Source organism: Haliea atlantica (assembly GCF_054779855.1).
This window is the reverse complement of record NZ_BAAGXL010000005.1, coordinates 237031-255919: the sequence shown is the minus strand read 5'-3', so window position 1 is coordinate 255919 and position 18889 is coordinate 237031. Positions and strand designations below refer to the sequence as shown.

Genomic DNA, 18889 nt, shown 5'->3' with positions numbered 1-18889 from the left:
GCTCTCAAATAACTTCAGGGGGTTTCCGCATGCTTTTCTCTCACGTCCCGTCCCGCCGCACCTGCCGCGGGGCCTGGCTGCCCGTTGCCTGTCTCACCCTCTCCGCCCTGGCCCAAGCCCAGAACAGCCCCCAGACTCAGGGTAACCGCGCGGAAACGCAAGGGCGCCTGGAGGAGGTGGTCGTCACGGGCCGCTACACCACCAACGAGCGCCTCGACTCGGCCACCGGCCTGGGCCTGACACTCTACGAAACCCCGCAGTCGGTCAGCGTGATGACGGCACAGCGCATCGCCGACCAGGGCCTGCGCTCCCTGAGTGACATTGTCATCAATGCCTCCGGGGTCTCCGCCCGGGCCCAGGACAGCACCCGCTACACCTTCTCCGCCCGTGGTTTTGACATCAACAACTACCAGATCGACGGTGTCCCCATCTACTGGCAGCCCGGCAACAACGCCGGCGAGACGGAATCGGACATGAGCCTCTACGAGCGCATTGAGATCGTCCGCGGCGCCACCGGCCTGCTCACCGGTGCCGGCAACCCCTCCGCCGCCATCAACCTGGTGCGCAAGCACGCCGACAGCCGCGAGCTGACCGGCAGTGTGGACATCACTGCAGGCCGCTGGGACCGCCTCGGCGTCACCGGCGACGTGGGCAGCGCCCTCAGTGCGGACGGGCGGCTGCGCGGCCGCCTGGTCGCCCATTATCACGAGGGTGACGCCTTCCGCGACCTGGCCGGCGAGCAGCGCCAGGTGTTCTACGCCACGGTGGACTACGACCTCACGGCGCAGACGCTGCTGCGGGTCGGCGCCAGCTACCAGGACAACCAGCCCACGGCATCCACCTGGGGTGGCCTGCCGGTCTGGTATGCCGACGGCAGCCGCACCGACTGGGATCGCTCGAAAACCACCGCGGCGCGCTGGACCGCCTGGGACTCGACAGTGGAGAATTACTACCTTGACCTGGTGCATGAATTCGACAACGGCTGGAGCGCCAAACTGAGCCTCAACAACAACATCAATGCCTCTGACCAGAGGCTGCTGTATCTCTCCGGCAGCCCCGACCGCGAAACCGGCCTGGGCATGAACGCCTCGCCGCGCAACGCCGCCACGGAGCGCGAACAGCTCAGTCTCAGCCTGCATGTGGACGGCGAATACGCCCTCTTCGGCCGGCAACACGAGCTGACCTTCGGGGTGGTGGACCACGAGGAAGACAACGTCGCCACCTCCCGCTCGCGTACCGGTGTCGCGCCCGTGGGCAATTTCCTGACCTGGGATGGCAGCTATCCCCAGCCGGTCTGGGGCGCCAGCAACCTGGATATCGACATGACCACCGAGCAATTCGGTGTCTACGGCGCCACGCGGTTGTCCCTGAGCGACCAGTTCAAGGTGATTCTCGGGGCGCGCGTCGCGGACTGGGAGCAGCGCGGCAGCAGCTATGGCGTGAGCCGCGACTTTGGCGACGATGACGTGGTGATTCCCTACGCCGGGCTGCTCTACGAGATCAACGGTCAGCACAACCTGTATGCCAGTTATACCGAGATTTTCCAGCCGCAAAATCTGCAGGATCGCAATGGCGACTTTCTCGACCCGATCATCGGCGAGAGCCAGGAGGTGGGCCTGAAAAGCCAGTTTTTCGACGGCGCCCTGCAGACCACTGTCGCCGCCTTTGACATCCTCCAGGATGGCCTCGGTCAGGCCGACGGTGATTTTATCGTACCTGGCACGGTGAACAGCCAGGCCTACTACGAAGCCGAGGGCAGCGAGAGCCGCGGCTACGAACTGGAAGTGGTCGGCCGCGTCACCCCGGCCTGGGATGTCAGTCTCAGTTATACCCACTTTTCCGCCGAGGATGCCGCGGGCCGCGACGTCAACACGGAACACCCGCGGGAGATGCTCAAGCTCTACACCACCTACCGGTTTGACGGGGAGCTGTCCGGGCTGACCGTCGCCGGTGGGGTGAACTGGCAGGGTCGCAACTACACCGACACCACCAATCCAGTCACCGGCGAGGCGGAACGCCTGCAGCAGGATGCCTACAGCCTGGTCAGCCTGATGGCACGCTACGACCTGACACCGCAGCTGTCACTGCAGGTGAACGCCGACAACCTGCTGGATGAAACCTACTACAGCCAGATCGGCTTCTACCGGCAGCTGGAATTCGGGCAGCCGCGCAATGTCACCGCCTCGGTGCGCTATGCCTTCTGAGGCCCGGTGCACGGCATCGCCCGGTCCCAATTATCACGGGGGACCCTGAGCATATGGGCGTACACGGCTGGCGGCTGGTTTCACTGTTCGCGGCGGCCCTGCTCGGGGGTTACTGCCTGGCAAATGCCCTGGGTATCTTCCTGGCCGGCGCGCTGCCCCTGCCCCGCGGCCAGGCGGTGGTGGCGGGTCAGCTGATCGGCCTCGCGGCCCACGCCGCCATCATCCTCTGGGTATTCCATCTGCGTCGCCCGGTGCTGGTGTGGGGCATTCTGCTGCCGGCCAGCGCGGCGCTGGCGGCGGCGGGCATGCTGATGGGAGGAAGCTTGGCGTGAGGCATGACAAGGCGGTCGAGCGACACCAGGACCCGCCCCAGGGCGGCTTCCGCCAGGCGATGGCCTGGCTGCATACCTGGGCCGGCCTGGCCCTGGGCTGGGTACTTTTCTTCGTCTTTGTGACCGGGACTCTCGGCTATTTCGACACCGAGATCGATCGCTGGATGCAGCCGGAGCTGCCGCCGTCACAGGCCGGCCTGCCAGCTCGCGAGGTGGCGCCCATGCTGTTGACGCGACTGGCTGCCCAGGCCCCGGGCGCCGAGCGCTGGCAACTGCGCCTGCCGGTGGACCGCAACCAGCCCTGGCCGGTCATTCGCTGGCAGGGCGCCGATCCGGACGCGGGGGCGACGGCCGCCAACGGCGAGGAAACCCTGAACGGGCGTAGCGGGCTGCCCCTCGTGGCGCGGGAAACCGGCGGCGGACAGCACCTCTACCAGATGCACTGGCGCCTGCACTACCTGGGCCGGGGGATCAGCGACTGGATTATCAGCCTGGCGACCCTGTTCATGCTGGTGGCGCTGATTACGGGGGTGGTCGTACACCGGCGCATCTTCCGCGACTTCTTCACCTTCCGGCCAGGCAAGGGCCAGCGTTCCTGGCTCGACGCCCACAACCTGCTGAGCGTCGTCAGCCTGCCTTTTCAGCTGATGATCACCTACTCCGGTCTGGTTTTCATGGGTTTTTCCTTCATGCCGCTGATCGTCGCCGCCCATTACGGCGTTGACCGCGAAGGCCGCCAGCAGTTCTTCGATGAGGTCTTCGAGGCGCCCGGTCTGGTCGCTCCCGCCGCTGAGCCGGCACCCCTGGTGCCCCTGGACGGGCTGCTGGCGGAGGCCGAGGCGCGCTGGGGCGAGGGACGCATCCGCTTCGTCGACATTCGTCATCCCGGCAACCGCAATGCCCGGGTCATCCTGCGGGAGTCGCGGGACGCGTCGGTCGCCAGCGGCGGGCGGCTGCTGGTCTTCGACGGCGTCTCGGGCGAGCGCCTCCACAGCGGCGACGGCAGCGGCAGCGCACGCACCGTCAGGGACACCTTGACCGGACTGCACGAAGGCCTGTTTGCCGCGACCGGTCTGCGCTGGCTGTACTTCTTCTCCGGCCTGCTGGGTTGCGGCATGGTCGCCACGGGCCTGGTGTTGTGGGGCGTCAAGCGGCGCCAGCAGGCGCAGCGCAGGACGGGCGCAGCGCCCCTCGGCCTGCGCCTGGTGGAACGCCTGAACGTGGGCACGGTGGCCGGCCTGCCGGTCGCCATTGCCGCCTACTTCTGGGCCAACCGGCTGCTGCCACCGGGCCTCGCCGAGCGCGCCGCCTGGGAAGCCCACGCCCTGTTCCTCACCTGGCTGGCGCTCATGCTGCACGCCCTGTTGCGCAAGCCCGGCCGCGCCTGGGTGGAGCAGCTCAGCCTGGCCGCAATTGCCTGGGGCACCCTGCCCCTCCTGAACGCCCTGACCACCGACCGCCACCTGCTGCACAGCCTGCCCCGGGGCGACTGGGCCCTGGCCGGCATCGACCTGGTAGCGCTGGTTTTCGGCCTGGGCTGCGCCACCCTCGCCGCCTGGCTGAGGGCCCGCCACCTGTCACGCCAAGCACTGTCCCCCGTCGCACCGCAAAGGCCGGCCTCCGAACGCCAGTGGGGGCAAGCCTGATGCCGACGCTGCCACTGCTACCCGGCCTGCTGCTGGGCACCACCGCTCTCGCCTGCCTGTGCCTGTCCCAGCCGCGTTACGCCCAGCGTTCAATACCTCCGCTGGCTTGGCCGGGGCAGCGCCTGTTACGTGTGGGTGGCTGGCTGCTACTGGGTCTGCTGTTGCTGGTATCCGGACCCGACGGTATTGGGCTGGTACAGGCCTTCGGCAGCCTGAGCCTCGCTGCCCTGGTGGTAGCGGGTGTCGCGACCTGGTGGCCCTCGCGGCTGCCAGCACTTTGCCTGTCAGGGCTTGCCGGCAGCCTGGCGCTGATCGCAATGACGATAGCAGCGCCCTGACCGCAAGGCTTCCCTCCGGCCCAAGCCTGTTTTATGTTTAATGGTGGGGCAAGTACTTGAGGGCAAGCCGGTGTCCAGCGCCATCTATGTCATCACCCTCGACCCGGACTCCAGCCGGGTCCAGGAACTCCTCGGGCAATTGCGGGAGCAGGGCCTGACGGGTGAGATCTTTCGCGGCGTGGACGGGCGCGGCGGCATGCCGGCTTTGCGACCGGAAGAGCGCTTCTGTCGCTGGAAGGCACTGGCGCGGCACAAGCGCTGGCTCACCAGCTCCGAGGTGGGCTGCTATCTGTCGCACCTGCGGGCCATTCGCCGGGCCTGGGAGGCGGGGCATGATCGCGTCTGCATCCTGGAAGATGATGTGGTGCTGGAGCCTGGCTTCGCACAGGTGCTGACTGAACTCGGCGGCGACCCTGAACTGGAGCTGGTGCGCTTCATGGCACTGCGCCTGCGTCCACGCACCGTGGTCCGGCCACTCGCGGACAGATACCGGCTGGTGCGCCCAAAGCGCGGCACCGTCGGCACCCAGGGATACCAGCTCAACCGGGCCGGCATGGCCAGGCTGCTTGCCCATGGCAGTTGTCTCTATGAGCCCATCGACAAGGTCATGGATCATTTCTGGTTGTACGGCCTGAAAACCTTCCTGGTGGAACCACACCTTATCTGGGAGCGGCCCTCCCCCTCTTTCGTGCAGCGCCCGGCAACCCCATCGCGCGACCCCAGTTGGCTGCAGCGGGTCATCCACCCTCTTTTCAAGCTGTACCACAGCCTGCGCCGGCACCTGTACCTGCTGGTTCACCGCCGCGAGTTTGCCGCCGCATCACTGCCTGACAGCAGCGTCGGCAAGACCCCTCGCCTGCACTGAGCGGACAGGCCACCCCGGCGCCACCTCGAACCTTCGCGGGGGCTCCGGCAGCAGGGCCACTGGCCGTGCTGACGCCACGAAAAAGGCCGACCCGTCACCGGGTCGGCCTTTCAAAGGGTAGGCTTGCCTTTCCGGACCGGCCAAAACCGGCCCGGAACGCCTCAATCAGCCACGCTTGAGCTCGAAGCGGTCGGCGGTCATCACCTTGACCCAGGCGTCGATGAAGTCTTCGAGGAATTCCTCTTCGCCATCTTCCGCGGCATAGGCCTCTGCTACCGCACGCAGTTCAGCGTTGGAGCCAAAGATCAGGTCCACGGGTGTGGCGGTCCACTTCAGCTCGCCCGAATCGCGATCGCGACCCTCGTAGATCCCCTCCTGGTCGGACGCCTTGGACCAGACCGTGGACATGTCGAGCAGGTTGACGAAGAAGTCATTGCTCAGCGTTCCCGGCTCGTCGGTCAGGACACCGTGATCGACACCGTCGGTGTTGGCATCCAGCGCCCGCATGCCGCCGATCAGTACGGCCATCTCCGGCACCGTCAGGTTGAGCAGGTCCGCGCGATCCACCATGGCATCGGCCGGCGACAGACGGTTGCCTTCACCATAGTAGTTGCGGAAGGCATCCGCCGTGGGCTCCAGCTTGCTGAAGGAGTCGACATCCGTCTGTTCCGGGGTCGCATCCACACGGCCGGGCGTAAAGGGTACCTCAACATCGTGGCCGGCTTCCTTCGCCGCACGCTCGATGGCAGCGGCACCGCCCAGGACAATCACATCAGCCAGGGAGACCTGGCGGTTGCGGCCCTGGAAGTCCTCGCGAACCTCTTCCAGCGTGCTCAGTACGCGCTGCAGCTCGTCGGGGTCGTTCACCGGCCAGTCCTTCTGGGGAGCCAGCCGCACCCGGGCGCCGTTGGCACCGCCGCGCATGTCGGAGTTGCGGTAACTGGACGCCGAGGCCCAGGCCGTGCGCACCAGCTCCGCGTTGCTCAGATCGGTATCCAGGATCGCCTTCTTCAGCTTGGCAATGTCGCGCTCGCCAATCGGCTTGTGATCAGCCTCGGGCAACGGGTCCTGCCAGAGCAGGGCCACATCCGGCACATCCGGGCCCAGGTAGCGGGCCTGGGGGCCCATGTCGCGGTGGGTCAGCTTGAACCAGGCGCGGGCGAAGGCGTCCTCGAACTCCTCCGGGTTTTCCAGGAAGCGCTTGGAGATCTTGCGGTATGCCGGATCCTCCTTCAGGGAAAGGTCGGTGGTGAACATGATCGGCGCGTGGAACTTGCCCTCCACATGCGCATCCGGCACCGTGCCGTCGGCCGCACCGTCCGCGGGCACCCACTGGATGGCGCCGGCCGGGCTGCGGGTCTGCTCCCACTCGTGGGCGAACAGGTTCTGCAGATACATCATGGTCCACTGGGTGGGAGCCGCCGTCCAGGCACCTTCCAGGCCGCTGCCGGTGGTGTCCTCGGAATGTCCCTTGCCACACTTGTTCTTCCAGCCCAGCCCCATTTCGGTGACATCGGCGGCCGCCGGTTCGGGGCCGACACACTCGGAAGGCTTGTGGGCACCGTGGGTCTTGCCGAAGGTGTGGCCACCGGCGATCAGGGCCACGGTCTCTTCATCGTTCATGGCCATGCGGCCAAAGCTCAGGCGGATCTGCTCGGCTGCCGCCAGCGGATCGGGGTTGCCACCCGGGCCCTCCGGGTTCACGTAGATCAGGCCCATCTGGGTTGCCGCCAGGGGGTTCTCCAGTTCACCGTCATCGCTGTAACGCTCGCGCCCCATCATGTCGGCTTCCGGGCCCCAGTAGACGATGTCCGGCTCCCAGTCATCCGGGCGGCCACCGGCAAAGCCGAAGGTCTTGAAGCCCATGTCCTCCATGGCCACGGTGCCCGCCAGGACCATCAGGTCAGCCCAGGAGATATTGCGACCGTACTTCTGCTTGACCGGCCACAGCAGGCGGCGCGCCTTGTCCAGGTTGACGTTGTCCGGCCAGCTGTTGAGCGGGTCGAAGCGCTGTTGGCCACCGCCCGCACCACCGCGGCCATCGGCCTCGCGATAGGTACCGGCACTGTGCCAGGCCATGCGGATAAACAGCGGCCCGTAGTGGCCGTAGTCGGCCGGCCACCAGTCCTGGGAGTTGGTCATCAGCGTCTTGAGATCTGCCTTGACCGCGGCCAGATCCAGCTCGGCAAAGGCTTCGGCGTAGTCAAAGTCCTCGCCGTAGGGGTTGGAGGAAGGGCTCTGGTCCCGCAGCGGCTGCAGGTTCAGCTGGTCCGGCCACCAAAAGCTGTTGGGCTTCGCCTTTCCCTGCATCATGCCGGAGGAAGAGGCGGCCACCGGCGTCGCCACAATGGCGGCCAGGACGGCGGCGGAGAGGGTCTTCTTCAACATGGGAGTAAGCTCCTTCTTGACTGTTTATCGATTCACGGAGTGCCGAAGCACTCCCGGAAAAACGTATAACGAAGGCCTCAGCAACGCTGACGCGATCGATGGAAACACCCTGATCCTGACACGCATGCGCAAGGCAAACATTGATACTGATCAGGAACCTCTTTCATCCTAGACGCCGAATTCCCTGCCTGCCACAGGGATTTATCAATTATCATGTTCGGAAAATCCGATCGCCCGGGGAAGATATCCAGGCCATACCCGATCAGAAGCAGGATCAGGTAGTCCGTCTGCCGGGTCAGAGAACTGAACAGGGAACGCCGCAATGCCAGTCGACATGGCAATACTGACCCGTATTGCCGCCATCCTGTTTCCCATCGTGGCCATCGTGTTGGTGGGCTTTGTCTACGGTCGCCGCCACGACCCCGAAATGGGGGTGGCCAATCGCATCAACATGGACATTTTCGTGCCGGCACTGATCCTGGGCGCCATGGCCAGCAAATCCTTTGAGCCGGAACGCTACCTCGGCCTCGCGGGTGGCGCCGCCATCCTGCTGCTCTGCTGCGGCCTGCTGGCCTGGCCGGTAGCTCGCGCGCTGAACATCGACTGGCGCAGTTTCGTGCCTCCGATGATGTTCAACAACTCCGCCAACATCGGCATCCCGCTGGCGGTGTTGACCTGGGGCGAGAGCGCACTTCCGGCGGCCATCATCCTGTACACGGTGTCCAATGTGTTGCACTTCTCGATCGGCGTGCACATGCTCGACAGCAGCGCCAGCTGGCAGACCCTGTGGCGCAACCCGACCCTCCTCAGCGCCGCATTGGGTATCAGCATCGCCCTGCTGGGCATTCCAGTCTGGGAGCCCATCGTGACCGCCCTGCAACTGCTGGGCAACGTGGCCATCCCGCTGTTGCTGTTTGCCCTGGGTGTGCGCATGCGCCATGTGCGTTTCAACGATCTGGCGGCGCCCCTGCTGGGGGCCTTCCTGCGGCCGGTCTTCGGTATGGCGCTGGCCTGGATGCTGGCCGGCCTGCTGGGCCTGAATGCCCGCGACAGCGCCATGCTGCTGGTGTTTGGCGCGCTGCCGCCGGCGGTGATGAACTTCCTGTTTGCGGAGCGCTACCAGCAGGACCCGGCCCGGGTGGCGGCCATCGTGCTGATTGGCAACCTGGCGGCCATCCTGGTGCTGCCAGTGGCGCTGACCCTCGTCCTCACCTAAACCGGGGCAAATACTAGGCCGGACTTTCGAGAAGCCGGCGGTAGGGCGCCAGGGCGCGCAGGAACAGCACCGCGGCAATCGCGGCCACCGTCAGGCCAACGATGGCCAGGGACCAGCCCACCTGGGTGCGGTCCTGAACGATGAAGTCGGTACACAGGGCGATCAGGGTGGGGCCGAGCCCCATGCCGACACCGCTGGTCATGACCACATACATGCCGGCAATCAGGCCGCGCATGTTCCCCGGGGTGATCGTCTGCAGGGTCGAGGCCGCCAGGGCGAGCGGCAGGGTCACCAGTACACTCGCCACGATCACCGCCAGCAGGGCCAGCTCAACCGCGGGCGCCATGGCCACCACCAGCAGTGCCGGGCAGACGCCGAAGCAGGACCAAAGGCCCAGACGCAGCGGGTAATCGTGCACGCCGCGGGCATCCAGCCAGCGACCGACCACCGGGCCCGAAAGCACGCCCGCGGACCCGGAAAACAGGGCCACGAGACCGTAGATCAGGCCGGCATCCTGGACCGACATGGCGAAGCTGCGCACCAGCAGGGAAGGCACCCAGGCCTGCAGCCCGTAGAGCACGATCATCAACAGCGGTATTGCAATCAGCAGGGCCGCATACACCGGCGCCTTTTCCCGCAGCACAGCGACGACATCGCGGGTGTCCGGACGAGCCGCCGGCGTCGGGTCTACCGGTTCAGGGGTCGACGGGGCGGCCACCTTGCGCGCCGGCTCCATCACGCGCAGGAACAGTGCCGCGACCAGAACCCCGGGCAAGCCCACCAGCATGAAGGTTACCTGCCAGGGCCGAAACTCCCCCAGCAATGGCACGGCCACGGTCTCCATGTCGGCCATCATGCCCATCACGGCGCCACCCGCGATCATCGACAGGCCGGCCCCGAGATAGGGGCCCATCAGGAAAATGCTCACAGGGAAGCTGCGGCGCTCCGGTGGAAAATAATCCGCCATCATCGACCAGGCCGCGGGCGTCAGGGCGGCTTCCCCCATGCCCACCGCTGCCCGCGCCACAAAGAGTTGCTTGAAGCTGTTGGCCAGGCCGCAGGCGGCAGTCGCCAGACTCCAGAAGAAGACTCCCCCGGCGACAATGAACTTGCGGGAATGCGTGTCTGCCAGGCGGCCCAGGGGGATGCTGAACAGGATATAAGTGATGATAAAGGCAAAGCCCTGCAGCAGGCTGACCTGGGTGTCGCTGATCTGCAGGTCCGCCTGGATCGGGTCCACCAGCAGGTTGACGACCTGGCGATCCACGAAGGACAGCATGTAGGCAACCGTCAGCAGCAGGGTGACCCGCCAGGCCACACCACTGGCGGGGTAGTCGTCAGATACGGCGTGCGATTCACTCATGAGGCTTGTCCCGCTGATTGTGGATGACGTGCTCCACCTGTCGGGATGTATTCCTGTGACAGGGGATGCGCTTTCGCCCAGGTTTCCACCGTTTGCAATTCCAGGGAGTAGCGCGACAGGAATTCGCGCATGTCCACCGTAAAGGGTGATGGCACGGACTCGTTGTACCAGCGATATACGGCGGCCAGGTCCCGCTCGATACGCGCGGCTGTGGCCGGATCATCGGGTGCGAACAACTGCCCCATCTGGCGTGCGAACTGCGCGACCGGCAGACTCTCAAAGCGAATCGGCCGCCCCCAGGCCCGCCCCAGGGCCGCGGCGGTCTGCTCCCCACGCAGTGCCTCGGGGCCGCCGACCACCAAGCGCCGGTTAACCGCGGCGGGATCGGTGGCCACCGCCAGCATGATCCGCGCGACATCGGAAAGGCAGATCCAGCTGACCGGCAGATCCGGGTTGTGGGGGTAGCTGAGCACCTGGCGATCCCGCAGGGAAGGCAGTGCCCAGCCGCGCAGCAGGTTGTCCATGAAGATCACCGGGCAGACCGCCGTGGCATCGACGCTCGACGCGAAGAGCCTCTCAATGATCCGCAGCCGCGTGTCGTGGGCAACATGGCCCGTCTCACTCGGCCCGACATACAGGCTGGCGTTGAACACGATCCGGGAGATGGCGGCCTTCTCCGCCGCCTTCAGGAAGTTCTCGAAGCCCTGCAGGATCCACTCGGGGTCATTGAAGGAGGCCGAGGGCAGATTGAGAAACACGGTATCCACCCCGGCAAGTGCGGGCGCCAGGGTTTCCGGCGCGTGCAGATCCAGGGGGACACTGTCCACTCCCGGGGAAATCCTGGGATCACCCGGCTGCCGCACTGCCGCCACCACTGGCCACCCGGCCGCCCGCAGTACATCGACCTGGGCGGCGCCCTGGTCACCGGTGGCACCGATTACCAGCACCCCTTGCATAAGCCTCTCCCGCTGCCCTGTTTACGCCCTTGGAAACGCACACACCTCCCGGGAGCCCTGCGGCCCCGGGAGGTGATGGCGACCTCAGAAACGTGCCGTGACTTCGACACCATAGGTGCGCGGAACCCCACCCCAGACGGCGCGGTGGGTGCCGCCGTCGAAGCCGAAGTCGTGGAACTCTTCGTCGGTGAGGTTGCGACCGAACACGGCAATCGACCAGCCGTCGACATAGCGGTCATAGGTAATGCTGGCGTCCAGCAGGCCGTAGGCATCCACGGCAATGCTGGGGCTGTTCAAGGTATCCACAAAGTGGTCATCGCGCCACTGGTAGGCCACGCGCGAGTTCAGCTCAGCGGACTCGCCCATCGGATAGCGGTGCTGCAGGCCCAGGGTGTACTCGAACTCGGGCACCCGTTCGAACTCGAGATCTTCCGCGGCCGGGTCGTCGATGCCCGGCTCGTAGACCCCGTTGCGGTCCGCATCAATGCCGGGGAACTCGTCGTACTTGGCATCCAGGTAACCGAAGGTGAAGTCGGCGGTCAAATTATCGGTCAGCATCAGCGAGCTCTCGACCTCGATGCCACTGATGGTGGCCTCCGCGGCGTTGCGCAGAACCTGAGCGACCTGGGGGTTGCCGTCGACGATGATGGTATCCGAGATCGTCCGCTGGATGTCGTCATAGGCACTGTGGAACACGGCCACGTTGAGACGCATCCGCCCGTCCAGCAGCTCGGACTTCACACCCGCTTCCCAGGTCACCACTTCTTCCTCGTCGACCGGACCGAGCACCTCCGGACGCGGCGCACGAATGTTGAAAGAACCCGAGCGGAAGCCGGTGGACCAGCTGGCGTAACCGAAGATGTCCTCGGCGATGTGCCAGTTCACACCCACCTTGGGCGAGAAACTGGTCCAGCTTTCGTCGTCAGAAATCGGATTGGCGCAATCGCCCATGGACAGAGAGGAATACACAGTGGCATCGAAGGAGAAGGGGCAGAACAGCACTTCCTTGTCCTCCTGGGTGATACGACCGCCAAACAGCAGGCTGAAATCATCGGTCAGGTGCCAGGTGGCCTCACCGAAGGCCGCCACCGACTCGTCGTCGGTCTGGGCCAGGCCCACTTGCTGCACAATGGTCGGATCCGCCGGCGTCCCGCCGACAAAGATCTCCCGCCGCTCACCGATGTCGTACTCCTGGGTGAAGTAGAACAGGCCGGCGGTGAAGTCGATCACATCCGAAAACTTCGACGCGTAGCGCGCCTCGATGGAAAACTGCTCCTGGTCCTCGCGGTTATCGGGGAACTGGAAGACGGTGAACGGGGACCCATCGAAGTCGGTGGACGAGTCGTAACGCACCTCGCGGGCACCGGTTATTACGGTAAAGATGCCGTGATCCGCCTCGTAACTCGCATCCAGAATCAGCATCTTGGTTTCCGCGTCCACGTAGCCCTGGTTCTCGTGGCGAATGTCGTACTTGTCCGAGGGCGGCGTGTAGTCGAAGACCCGCTGCACGGTGGCCGGTCCGGCAACCCGCGGATCAATACGGCTGTCCAGGTTCTGGGCCGCGGAGGACCCACCGCGGCTGCGGTAGTACTCGCCGATGGCGGTGACGGAGATGCGGTCGGTGGGCGTCCACAGCAGCGAGGGGCGCAGGATGTCGTAATCGACCTCCGCCTTGGTCAGGCCGTTTTCCAGGTTGTCGTAAAAGCCATCCTGGGAGCGGCTGGTACCGGCCATGCGCAGGGCGAGATCATCCGTCACCGGCAGATCGACGGCACCGGTCACCTGGACGGTGTCGTAGTTGCCCAGCTGGAACTTGGCGTAGCCGCCGAAGTCCTGGCTCGGGCGCCGGCTGGTCACCGACACCGCGCCGCCGGTCACGTTCTTGCCGAACAGGGTGCCCTGGGGCCCGCGCAGCACTTCCACCGACTGGAAGTCAAAGGCCGCGGCGATCGAGCTGGGACCAAAGCCCACGTAGATGCCGTCAAAGAAGGCACCCACTGCCGGATCCTGGGAACGGGTCGTGTTGCTGAGACCGACGCCGCGGATGAAAAAGTTGGCGAAGCCAGGATAGGTGCCCGCCTGGTTGAGCTGCACATTGGGGGCCATCCGGCCCACATCGGTCAGATCCACGGCGAAGGCCTCTTCCAGCGCGGCACCGCTGTAGACGGAAATCGCGGTGGGGACCTCCTGGACATCCAGGCTGGTAGCCCGCTTCTGGGAGGTAACAACCACTTCCTCGAGCATCTGCGCCTGGGCGTGGGTGGCGGCGAAGCCAACCGTGGAAAGGGCGGCGATGGCGACAGCCAGCCGGGACTTGCGGGGGAACAAGCGTGCGGAATGGTTCATGATCTGACCTTTTTATCGACTATTACTGGATTTAAACTTTATTAAAGTTAAAGTTAGTTGCTTGACGCAAACATGTCAATACTCTGTCGCGGAAATTTTGTGATCCGCCAGGACCGCGTTGCCGGCGATATGACCGAAGGCGATCGCCGGCCCGATCGTTCCGCCCGCCCCGAAGTAGGCCTCCCGGGTGGGGGACGCCACGCAGTTGCCCGCCCCATACAGTCCGGGAATCGGCGCGCCCGCCGCATCCAGCACCCGGGCGCTGGCGTCGATCATGGGACCGGCACTGGTATCCAGGATTCCCGGCGCCAGGATGACGGCATACAGCGGGCCGGTGGTATCGATGGGGTACATGGTCGGGTTGGGCATCGTGGCCAGGGGGGCATCCGGCTGCCGGTGGCGACGGGAAAAGTGCGCCTGCCAGTCCACCTCTGACACATGCCCCCCGCGCTGGAAGTCCTCGTCGACACCGCGTCGGGCAAAGCCGTTGAAGCGCTCCAGGGTGGCCTCCAGCGCCGCGGCAAAGTCATCACCCAGGCTGAAAGCGATGCCGTATTGCGCACGCAGGCTGTCGAGGCGCGCCTGCAGCGCCCCGGCCAGTGCTTCCGGCGATGGTGCGCGCACCAGGTGCGGGGAGTCGCCGGGCTCAATCGGCAGGGGCGGATTGCCGGCGTAGGTTTCCACCGTGCGCTGGTCCATCACCAGAAAGAGGAACTGATTGGGGTACTCCACCGCCACCGGATCCCAAACCTGATGCACCCGGCTGCGATCGTTGTAGTTGCGCTTTTCGTTGGCGACCCGCACGCCGTGCTTGTTGACGATAATCATCGAGTCCCCCGGCGGAATGTGCACGGGCCCGCCCACGCGGCGCTGTTGCAGTGCCTCCTCGAGGACCACCTGGGTTCGCCAAGCGGTCTGCATGTCCCCCGGCATCGCACCCGCAGCCGTCGCGGCGACCAGGAAGTCCCCGGTGCCACCCGGGGGCGCACAGGTGCCGTAGGCCATGCGCTGGTAACGCTCGAGAAGCTCCGGCGCGTGGGCAAAGCCGCCAGTGGCGGCAATGACTCCCAGCCGCGCACGAATCCGCCGCTCGCCCGCGGGTGTCGACAGCCGGGCACCCTGTACTCGCCCCTCTTCCAGCAGCAGCTCACTCAGTGCATGTTCCATATGCACCTGGGCACCGCGCTCGCGCAACCAGGCCACCATGCCGTCAACCAGCCCCGCCCCGCGGCCACCGTGGGGGGCGTCGGGTCGCGGCCAGACCGAGCGTCCACGGGGCGTGCGGTTCTCCGGCAAATGCGCCGCGTAATCCGGCGATGGCCCCACGCCGCCGGGCAGCTCGAACTGCATCAAGCGGCTGGCACCCAGGGCTTCAAGCTGCTCGACCGCGCGATAGCCATTGCGATAAAAGGCTTCCAGCAGGGCATAACGCGCCGGGTCGAGACCAAAAGTGGGGTGATCGTCGCGGAAGCACTCGGGGTAGGCATAGCGCACCATGTAGCGCAGGCAGTCGCGCTCCGGGTCGCTCTTGCCGCTGGCCCGCAGCCAGGGGTTGTTGGGAATCCAGGCCACCCCACTGGCCATGCGCGTGGTGCCCCCGGGGGCAACCGCCTTGTCCACCAGCATCACTCGTGCGCCCCCTGCGGCAGCTGTCACGGCGGCGGTGCAGCCCGCCGCCCCGCTGCCGATCACCAGCACATCCACCTCGCTGTCGTAGGTGGTTCCCGGAGCGCCGCCGTCACTGGCCATCGCCGCCGGCACACCCAGTGCGCCAGCCCCGGCCAGTGTCGCCGTTGCGCGCAGGAAATCCCGGCGCCCCCCACGTGCTCTGTCGCTGTTTGTCATCCCGTGTCTCCTGTTTGTTATGCCGCGGCGCACCGCAGGTTGCACACCCGGTGTTATTGACAGGCCGGCGAGGCGCCGCCTACTATCTTTATTGAATTTAATATAATTCAAACAAAGAGGCAAAGCCCATGCACGAACATTCCCTCGAGTCGCGTATTGCCAGGCTGGAAGCCCGGGATGCCATTCGCGAACTGGTCGCGCGCTACGGCCTGGTCATCGACGACCACGACCTGGCGGGTATCCAGGCCCTGTTCACCGCCGACGCGCACTTTGCTTCCCGGGACGGGGTCATGGCGGCAAGCGGTCGCGACGCCATCGTCGAACAGTTCGTCGGCCGCTTCCAGGTACTGGGTATCAGCAATCACTTCACCCACGATCACATTATCCAATTCGATGATGCGGACCCCGCATCCGCCAGCGGCCTGGTCACCTCCCACGCCGAAGTCTGGCGCAATGGTCAGGCACTTATCGGTGCCATGCGCTACCACGACCAGTACCGGCTGGACGCTGGCACCTGGCGCTTCCAGTCGCGGGAGCTGGCCTTTCTCTATTACCTGCCGGTCACCGAATACGCGGACGGGCTGGGCAGCACGCTGCGCCAACGCGCCTATGGCGACCAGCGCCCCGCGGACTACCCGGAGTCCCTCCCCGGGTGGCAGGACTACCGCTCGACAAACACCCCCGAATAACACGCTACAGGACCCCCGCCCATGCACGCTTCCCCGGCAAAGCCCCACTTCCCGCACCTGTTCCAGCCCCTGAAGATTGGCACGCTGGAACTGCGCAACCGCACCACCAGCCCGCCCCACGCCTCCGCCATTGGCAACATTTATGGCAGCGAGGACGAAGCCCTGCAGAACATCGCCTATTTTGACGCGCGCGCCGGCGCGGGGCTGGCCTGGGTGGGCGCTCTCTCCACACTGCTGGGCAATCACCTGATTCCCGGCTTTGATCCCACGGGGGTCGGCGCCACCACTCACGGTTTCTTTCGTCTGCCGTGGTTCGTCGAACGCATCCAGCAGTTCTCCGACGCCATGCACCGCCACGGCACCCGCGTCACCGTGCAGATGGTGCACCAGGGTGGTATGCCCCACGCCCCCTCCCCCGTGATGAGCGCCCCGGTGATCAACCTGATGCCACATGTCATGGACCAGGCGGACATCGACGCCTTCATTCGCGAATACGCAGCCTCGGCCCGACTGGCCGCCGAGGGCCGCGCGGATGGCGTGGAGATACACCTGAACCACGACGACCTCCACGAATGGTTCCTTTCCCCGGTGACCAACCAGCGCAGTGATCGCTACGGCGGCTCCCTGGAAAACCGCTGCCGCTTTACCCGGGAGGTACTGCAGGCCATTCGCGAGGCGGTGGGTGACAACTTCACCGTGGGCGTGCGCATGAACCTGCGCGAAGAGCACCCCCGGGGCTACCAGGTCGAGGGCGCCATTCAAATCGCCCAGTACCTGGAATCCACGGGGCTGATCGACTATGTCCACGGCGTGGTGGGCAACCCCTGGGGCAACCCCAGCTACATCCAGCCGGACTACTTCCAGCCCGCCCAGTGGTCGCAGCTGGCCGGCCAGCTGCGCAGCGCCATCGGCCTGCCGGTGGTCTATACCGGCAAGGTCAACAGCCCCGAAGTCGCCGAGTCCGTACTCGCCAGTGGCCACGCCGACGTGGTGGGTCTGGCCAGGGCGATCATCGCCGACGGGGAGCTGATCGCCAAGGCCGAACGCGGCGAGTCGGACCAGGTTCGCCCCTGCATCGGCTGCAACGAATGCATCAGCCGTCGTTATGTGGAGGGCATTCCCTTCAGTTGCACCGTCAACCCGACTGCGGGCCAGGAGCGCTGGCGCCCGGCACGTACCGATCGTGCACAGCGCCGGCTGTTGGTTGTCGGCGGCGGGCCCGCTGGCCTGGAACTGGCAGCCAGCATGGCCGAAGCCGGTGTTCAGGTAACGCTGTGGGAGGCGGAGGACCAGCTCGGGGGGCAGTTGCGCTACGCAATGCAGGCACCCGGCAATCACCGCTACACGGAGTACCTCGACTGGCAGACCCGCCGGCTCGATCGCCTCGGCGTCGAACTGCGAACCGGTTTCCGCGCAGACGCTGCAGAGGTCCTCGAGCGGGAGGCCGACTGGGTGGCCTTCGCCACGGGGGCCACGGCGCGCCGCCCGAACATCCCTGGCGTCGACCAGGACTGGGTGCTGGAGGCCCGCGATGTGCCGGCGGGGCGCGCGCAGCCCGGTCAGCGGGTTGCCATTGTGGCCCAGGATGATCATCTGCCACCCCTGCTGCTGGCCGATTTTCTATCGGAACGTGGACACGAGGTCACCCTCATCTACGGCACCAACGGACCCGCCCAGTTGATCGGTCGCTACACCCTCGGCGCCATCATGGGGCGCCTGGACGCCCGGGACGTGACCATTCACACCATGCAGGAAGTCACTGCCATCGGCGACCACAGCCTCAGCCTTCGGCATGTCTATTCGACCCGCGAGCGGGATCTGGGCCCCTGGGACTCGATTGTCCTGGCCTGTGGCGGCGTATCGGTCACCGAGCCCTACAACAGCGTCAAGACGCAGCGCGACGGGGTGCATGTTCTGGGCGACGCCTATGCCCCGCGGCGAGCGGTTTTCGCCACCCGGCAGGCGCACGCCCTGGCCCGCTCCCTGCTGAGCTGAGCGCCGGGGCAGGCTCCAGCCGGCAAGCGGGTGCAGCGGGCGCCCCCCATTTGGCTGTGTCGCGGCGTCGCCGCGGGTAGTATGCTGGCGCCCCCAGGCCAGAACCCGAGGCACGCATGTCCCGCAAGACCATTGAACTTCCGCTCAGCTTCGCCTTCAGCACCAGCTACGACGTGCTCTACACCGACGTCAACGCCTCCAACCACGTCGGCGCCGACCGCATGCTGTCAATCGCCATGGAGGCCCAGCTGCGCTTTATTCGCCAGCTCGGCCACAGCCAGGCCGTGGCCTTCGAGGAGGCCGGCCTGATCATGGCGCACGCCGAAACGGCCTACCTGGCAGAAGCCGAATACGGCGAGCAGCTGATTATCGAGCTGGGCGCCCGGGAGTTCCAGCGCAGCAGCTTCCAGTTCGTCTACCGGATCAGCAAGGCGGCAAGTGGAGAAGAAGTGGCGCGGGTAGCCACCACCCTGCTGTTCTTTGACTACCAGGCACGCCAGGTCATCCCCCTGCCCCCGGGCTTCCGGGACCAGATCGAGGCGCTGGGCTAGCGCGGGCGGCCCGACCCCAGCAAAACATCCTTCAGTTTTCTGAATGGCGACGGTCGACCCAATGCGATGTCACTGCAGGTCTCAAATGACTATAGTTTGAGACGAGAAACTGGCAACGGGAACTGCTGGTCCTTTACTGCAGGGGCCCGTTAGAA

The 18889-nt window shown here is 65.8% G+C and carries 14 protein-coding genes; 9 read left to right on the top strand and 5 right to left on the bottom strand.

Going from position 1 to position 18889, the window contains the following annotated elements:
• Positions 1-29 precede the first annotated feature (29 nt).
• The 5 genes from ACYVGS_RS06395 to ACYVGS_RS06375 all read left to right on the top strand — a co-directional run bounded on the left by ACYVGS_RS06395 (position 30) and on the right by ACYVGS_RS06375 (position 5385).
• Complete coding sequence (locus tag ACYVGS_RS06395; RefSeq protein WP_460587835.1) at positions 30-2204, top strand: TonB-dependent siderophore receptor; 2175 nt, start codon at positions 30-32, stop codon at positions 2202-2204.
• 53 nt (positions 2205-2257) lie between these two features.
• The gene (locus ACYVGS_RS06390; protein ID WP_460587834.1) at positions 2258-2536 is read left to right on the top strand and encodes a hypothetical protein; all 279 of its coding nucleotides are present in this window, start codon (positions 2258-2260) and stop codon (positions 2534-2536) included.
• Positions 2533-4182, top strand: coding sequence for a PepSY-associated TM helix domain-containing protein (locus ACYVGS_RS06385; RefSeq protein WP_460587833.1), 1650 nt, complete (start codon positions 2533-2535; stop codon positions 4180-4182). The genes ACYVGS_RS06390 and ACYVGS_RS06385 overlap by 4 nt, the downstream gene beginning before the upstream one ends.
• Positions 4182-4520, top strand: coding sequence for a DUF3325 family protein (locus ACYVGS_RS06380; protein WP_460587832.1), 339 nt, complete (start codon positions 4182-4184; stop codon positions 4518-4520). The genes ACYVGS_RS06385 and ACYVGS_RS06380 overlap by 1 nt, the downstream gene beginning before the upstream one ends.
• A 70-nt stretch (positions 4521-4590) precedes the next feature.
• Positions 4591-5385: a glycosyltransferase family 25 protein gene (locus ACYVGS_RS06375; RefSeq protein WP_460587831.1), complete on the top strand. Its 795-nt coding sequence runs from the start codon at positions 4591-4593 to the stop codon at positions 5383-5385.
• 165 nt (positions 5386-5550) lie between these two features.
• On the opposite strand, the gene katG is transcribed toward ACYVGS_RS06375, so the two are convergent.
• Complete coding sequence (gene katG / locus ACYVGS_RS06370) at positions 5551-7773, bottom strand: catalase/peroxidase (RefSeq protein WP_460587830.1); 2223 nt, start codon at positions 7771-7773, stop codon at positions 5551-5553.
• Positions 7774-8095: 322 nt separating this feature from the next.
• Between katG and ACYVGS_RS06365 the strand changes: the two genes are divergently transcribed.
• The gene (locus tag ACYVGS_RS06365; protein WP_460587829.1) at positions 8096-8989 is read left to right on the top strand and encodes an AEC family transporter; all 894 of its coding nucleotides are present in this window, start codon (positions 8096-8098) and stop codon (positions 8987-8989) included.
• Between the two features lie 13 nt (positions 8990-9002).
• Here ACYVGS_RS06365 and ACYVGS_RS06360 read toward each other — a convergent pair whose 3' ends face one another.
• From ACYVGS_RS06360 to ACYVGS_RS06345, 4 genes are all read right to left on the bottom strand, one after another.
• Positions 9003-10352, bottom strand: a complete 1350-nt coding sequence (locus ACYVGS_RS06360) for a spinster family MFS transporter (RefSeq protein WP_460587828.1) — start codon at positions 10350-10352, stop codon at positions 9003-9005.
• Entirely contained in the window at positions 10349-11308 is a 960-nt protein-coding gene (locus ACYVGS_RS06355; protein ID WP_460587827.1) for an SDR family oxidoreductase, read from the bottom strand. Before ACYVGS_RS06355 ends, ACYVGS_RS06360 begins: the two co-directional genes overlap by 4 nt.
• 84 nt (positions 11309-11392) lie before the next feature.
• Positions 11393-13654 (bottom strand): TonB-dependent receptor, encoded by a 2262-nt coding sequence (locus ACYVGS_RS06350; RefSeq protein ID WP_460587826.1) that lies wholly within the window; start codon positions 13652-13654, stop codon positions 11393-11395.
• A gap of 75 nt (positions 13655-13729) precedes the next feature.
• Positions 13730-15499: an FAD-dependent oxidoreductase gene (locus ACYVGS_RS06345; RefSeq protein ID WP_460587825.1), complete on the bottom strand. Its 1770-nt coding sequence runs from the start codon at positions 15497-15499 to the stop codon at positions 13730-13732.
• Positions 15500-15627: 128 nt separating this feature from the next.
• On the opposite strand from ACYVGS_RS06345, the gene ACYVGS_RS06340 reads away from it, so the two are divergent.
• From ACYVGS_RS06340 to ACYVGS_RS06330, 3 genes are all read left to right on the top strand, one after another.
• Positions 15628-16188, top strand: coding sequence for a nuclear transport factor 2 family protein (locus ACYVGS_RS06340; RefSeq protein WP_460587824.1), 561 nt, complete (start codon positions 15628-15630; stop codon positions 16186-16188).
• A 21-nt stretch (positions 16189-16209) separates the two neighbouring features.
• The gene (locus ACYVGS_RS06335) at positions 16210-18183 is read left to right on the top strand and encodes an oxidoreductase (protein ID WP_460587823.1); all 1974 of its coding nucleotides are present in this window, start codon (positions 16210-16212) and stop codon (positions 18181-18183) included.
• Between the two features lie 116 nt (positions 18184-18299).
• Entirely contained in the window at positions 18300-18734 is a 435-nt protein-coding gene (locus ACYVGS_RS06330) for an acyl-CoA thioesterase (RefSeq protein ID WP_460587822.1), read from the top strand.
• Positions 18735-18889 lie beyond the last annotated feature (155 nt).

Bases quoted from the DNA above. Each gene is read 5' to 3' on its own strand.
- ACYVGS_RS06390 (WP_460587834.1), top strand. From the start codon at position 2,258: ATGGGCGTACACGGCTGGCGGCTGGTTTCACTGTTCGCGGCGGCCCTG.
- ACYVGS_RS06355 (WP_460587827.1), bottom strand. From the start codon at position 11,308: ATGCAAGGGGTGCTGGTAATCGGTGCCACCGGTGACCAGGGCGCCGCC.
- ACYVGS_RS06345 (WP_460587825.1), bottom strand. From the start codon at position 15,499: ATGACAAACAGCGACAGAGCACGTGGGGGGCGCCGGGATTTCCTGCGC.
- ACYVGS_RS06360 (WP_460587828.1), bottom strand. From the start codon at position 10,352: ATGAGTGAATCGCACGCCGTATCTGACGACTACCCCGCCAGTGGTGTG.
- ACYVGS_RS06340 (WP_460587824.1), top strand. From the start codon at position 15,628: ATGCACGAACATTCCCTCGAGTCGCGTATTGCCAGGCTGGAAGCCCGG.
- ACYVGS_RS06395 (WP_460587835.1), top strand. From the start codon at position 30: ATGCTTTTCTCTCACGTCCCGTCCCGCCGCACCTGCCGCGGGGCCTGG.
- ACYVGS_RS06330 (WP_460587822.1), top strand. From the start codon at position 18,300: ATGTCCCGCAAGACCATTGAACTTCCGCTCAGCTTCGCCTTCAGCACC.
- katG (WP_460587830.1), bottom strand. From the start codon at position 7,773: ATGTTGAAGAAGACCCTCTCCGCCGCCGTCCTGGCCGCCATTGTGGCG.
- ACYVGS_RS06380 (WP_460587832.1), top strand. From the start codon at position 4,182: ATGCCGACGCTGCCACTGCTACCCGGCCTGCTGCTGGGCACCACCGCT.
- ACYVGS_RS06350 (WP_460587826.1), bottom strand. From the start codon at position 13,654: ATGAACCATTCCGCACGCTTGTTCCCCCGCAAGTCCCGGCTGGCTGTC.
- ACYVGS_RS06335 (WP_460587823.1), top strand. From the start codon at position 16,210: ATGCACGCTTCCCCGGCAAAGCCCCACTTCCCGCACCTGTTCCAGCCC.
- ACYVGS_RS06365 (WP_460587829.1), top strand. From the start codon at position 8,096: ATGCCAGTCGACATGGCAATACTGACCCGTATTGCCGCCATCCTGTTT.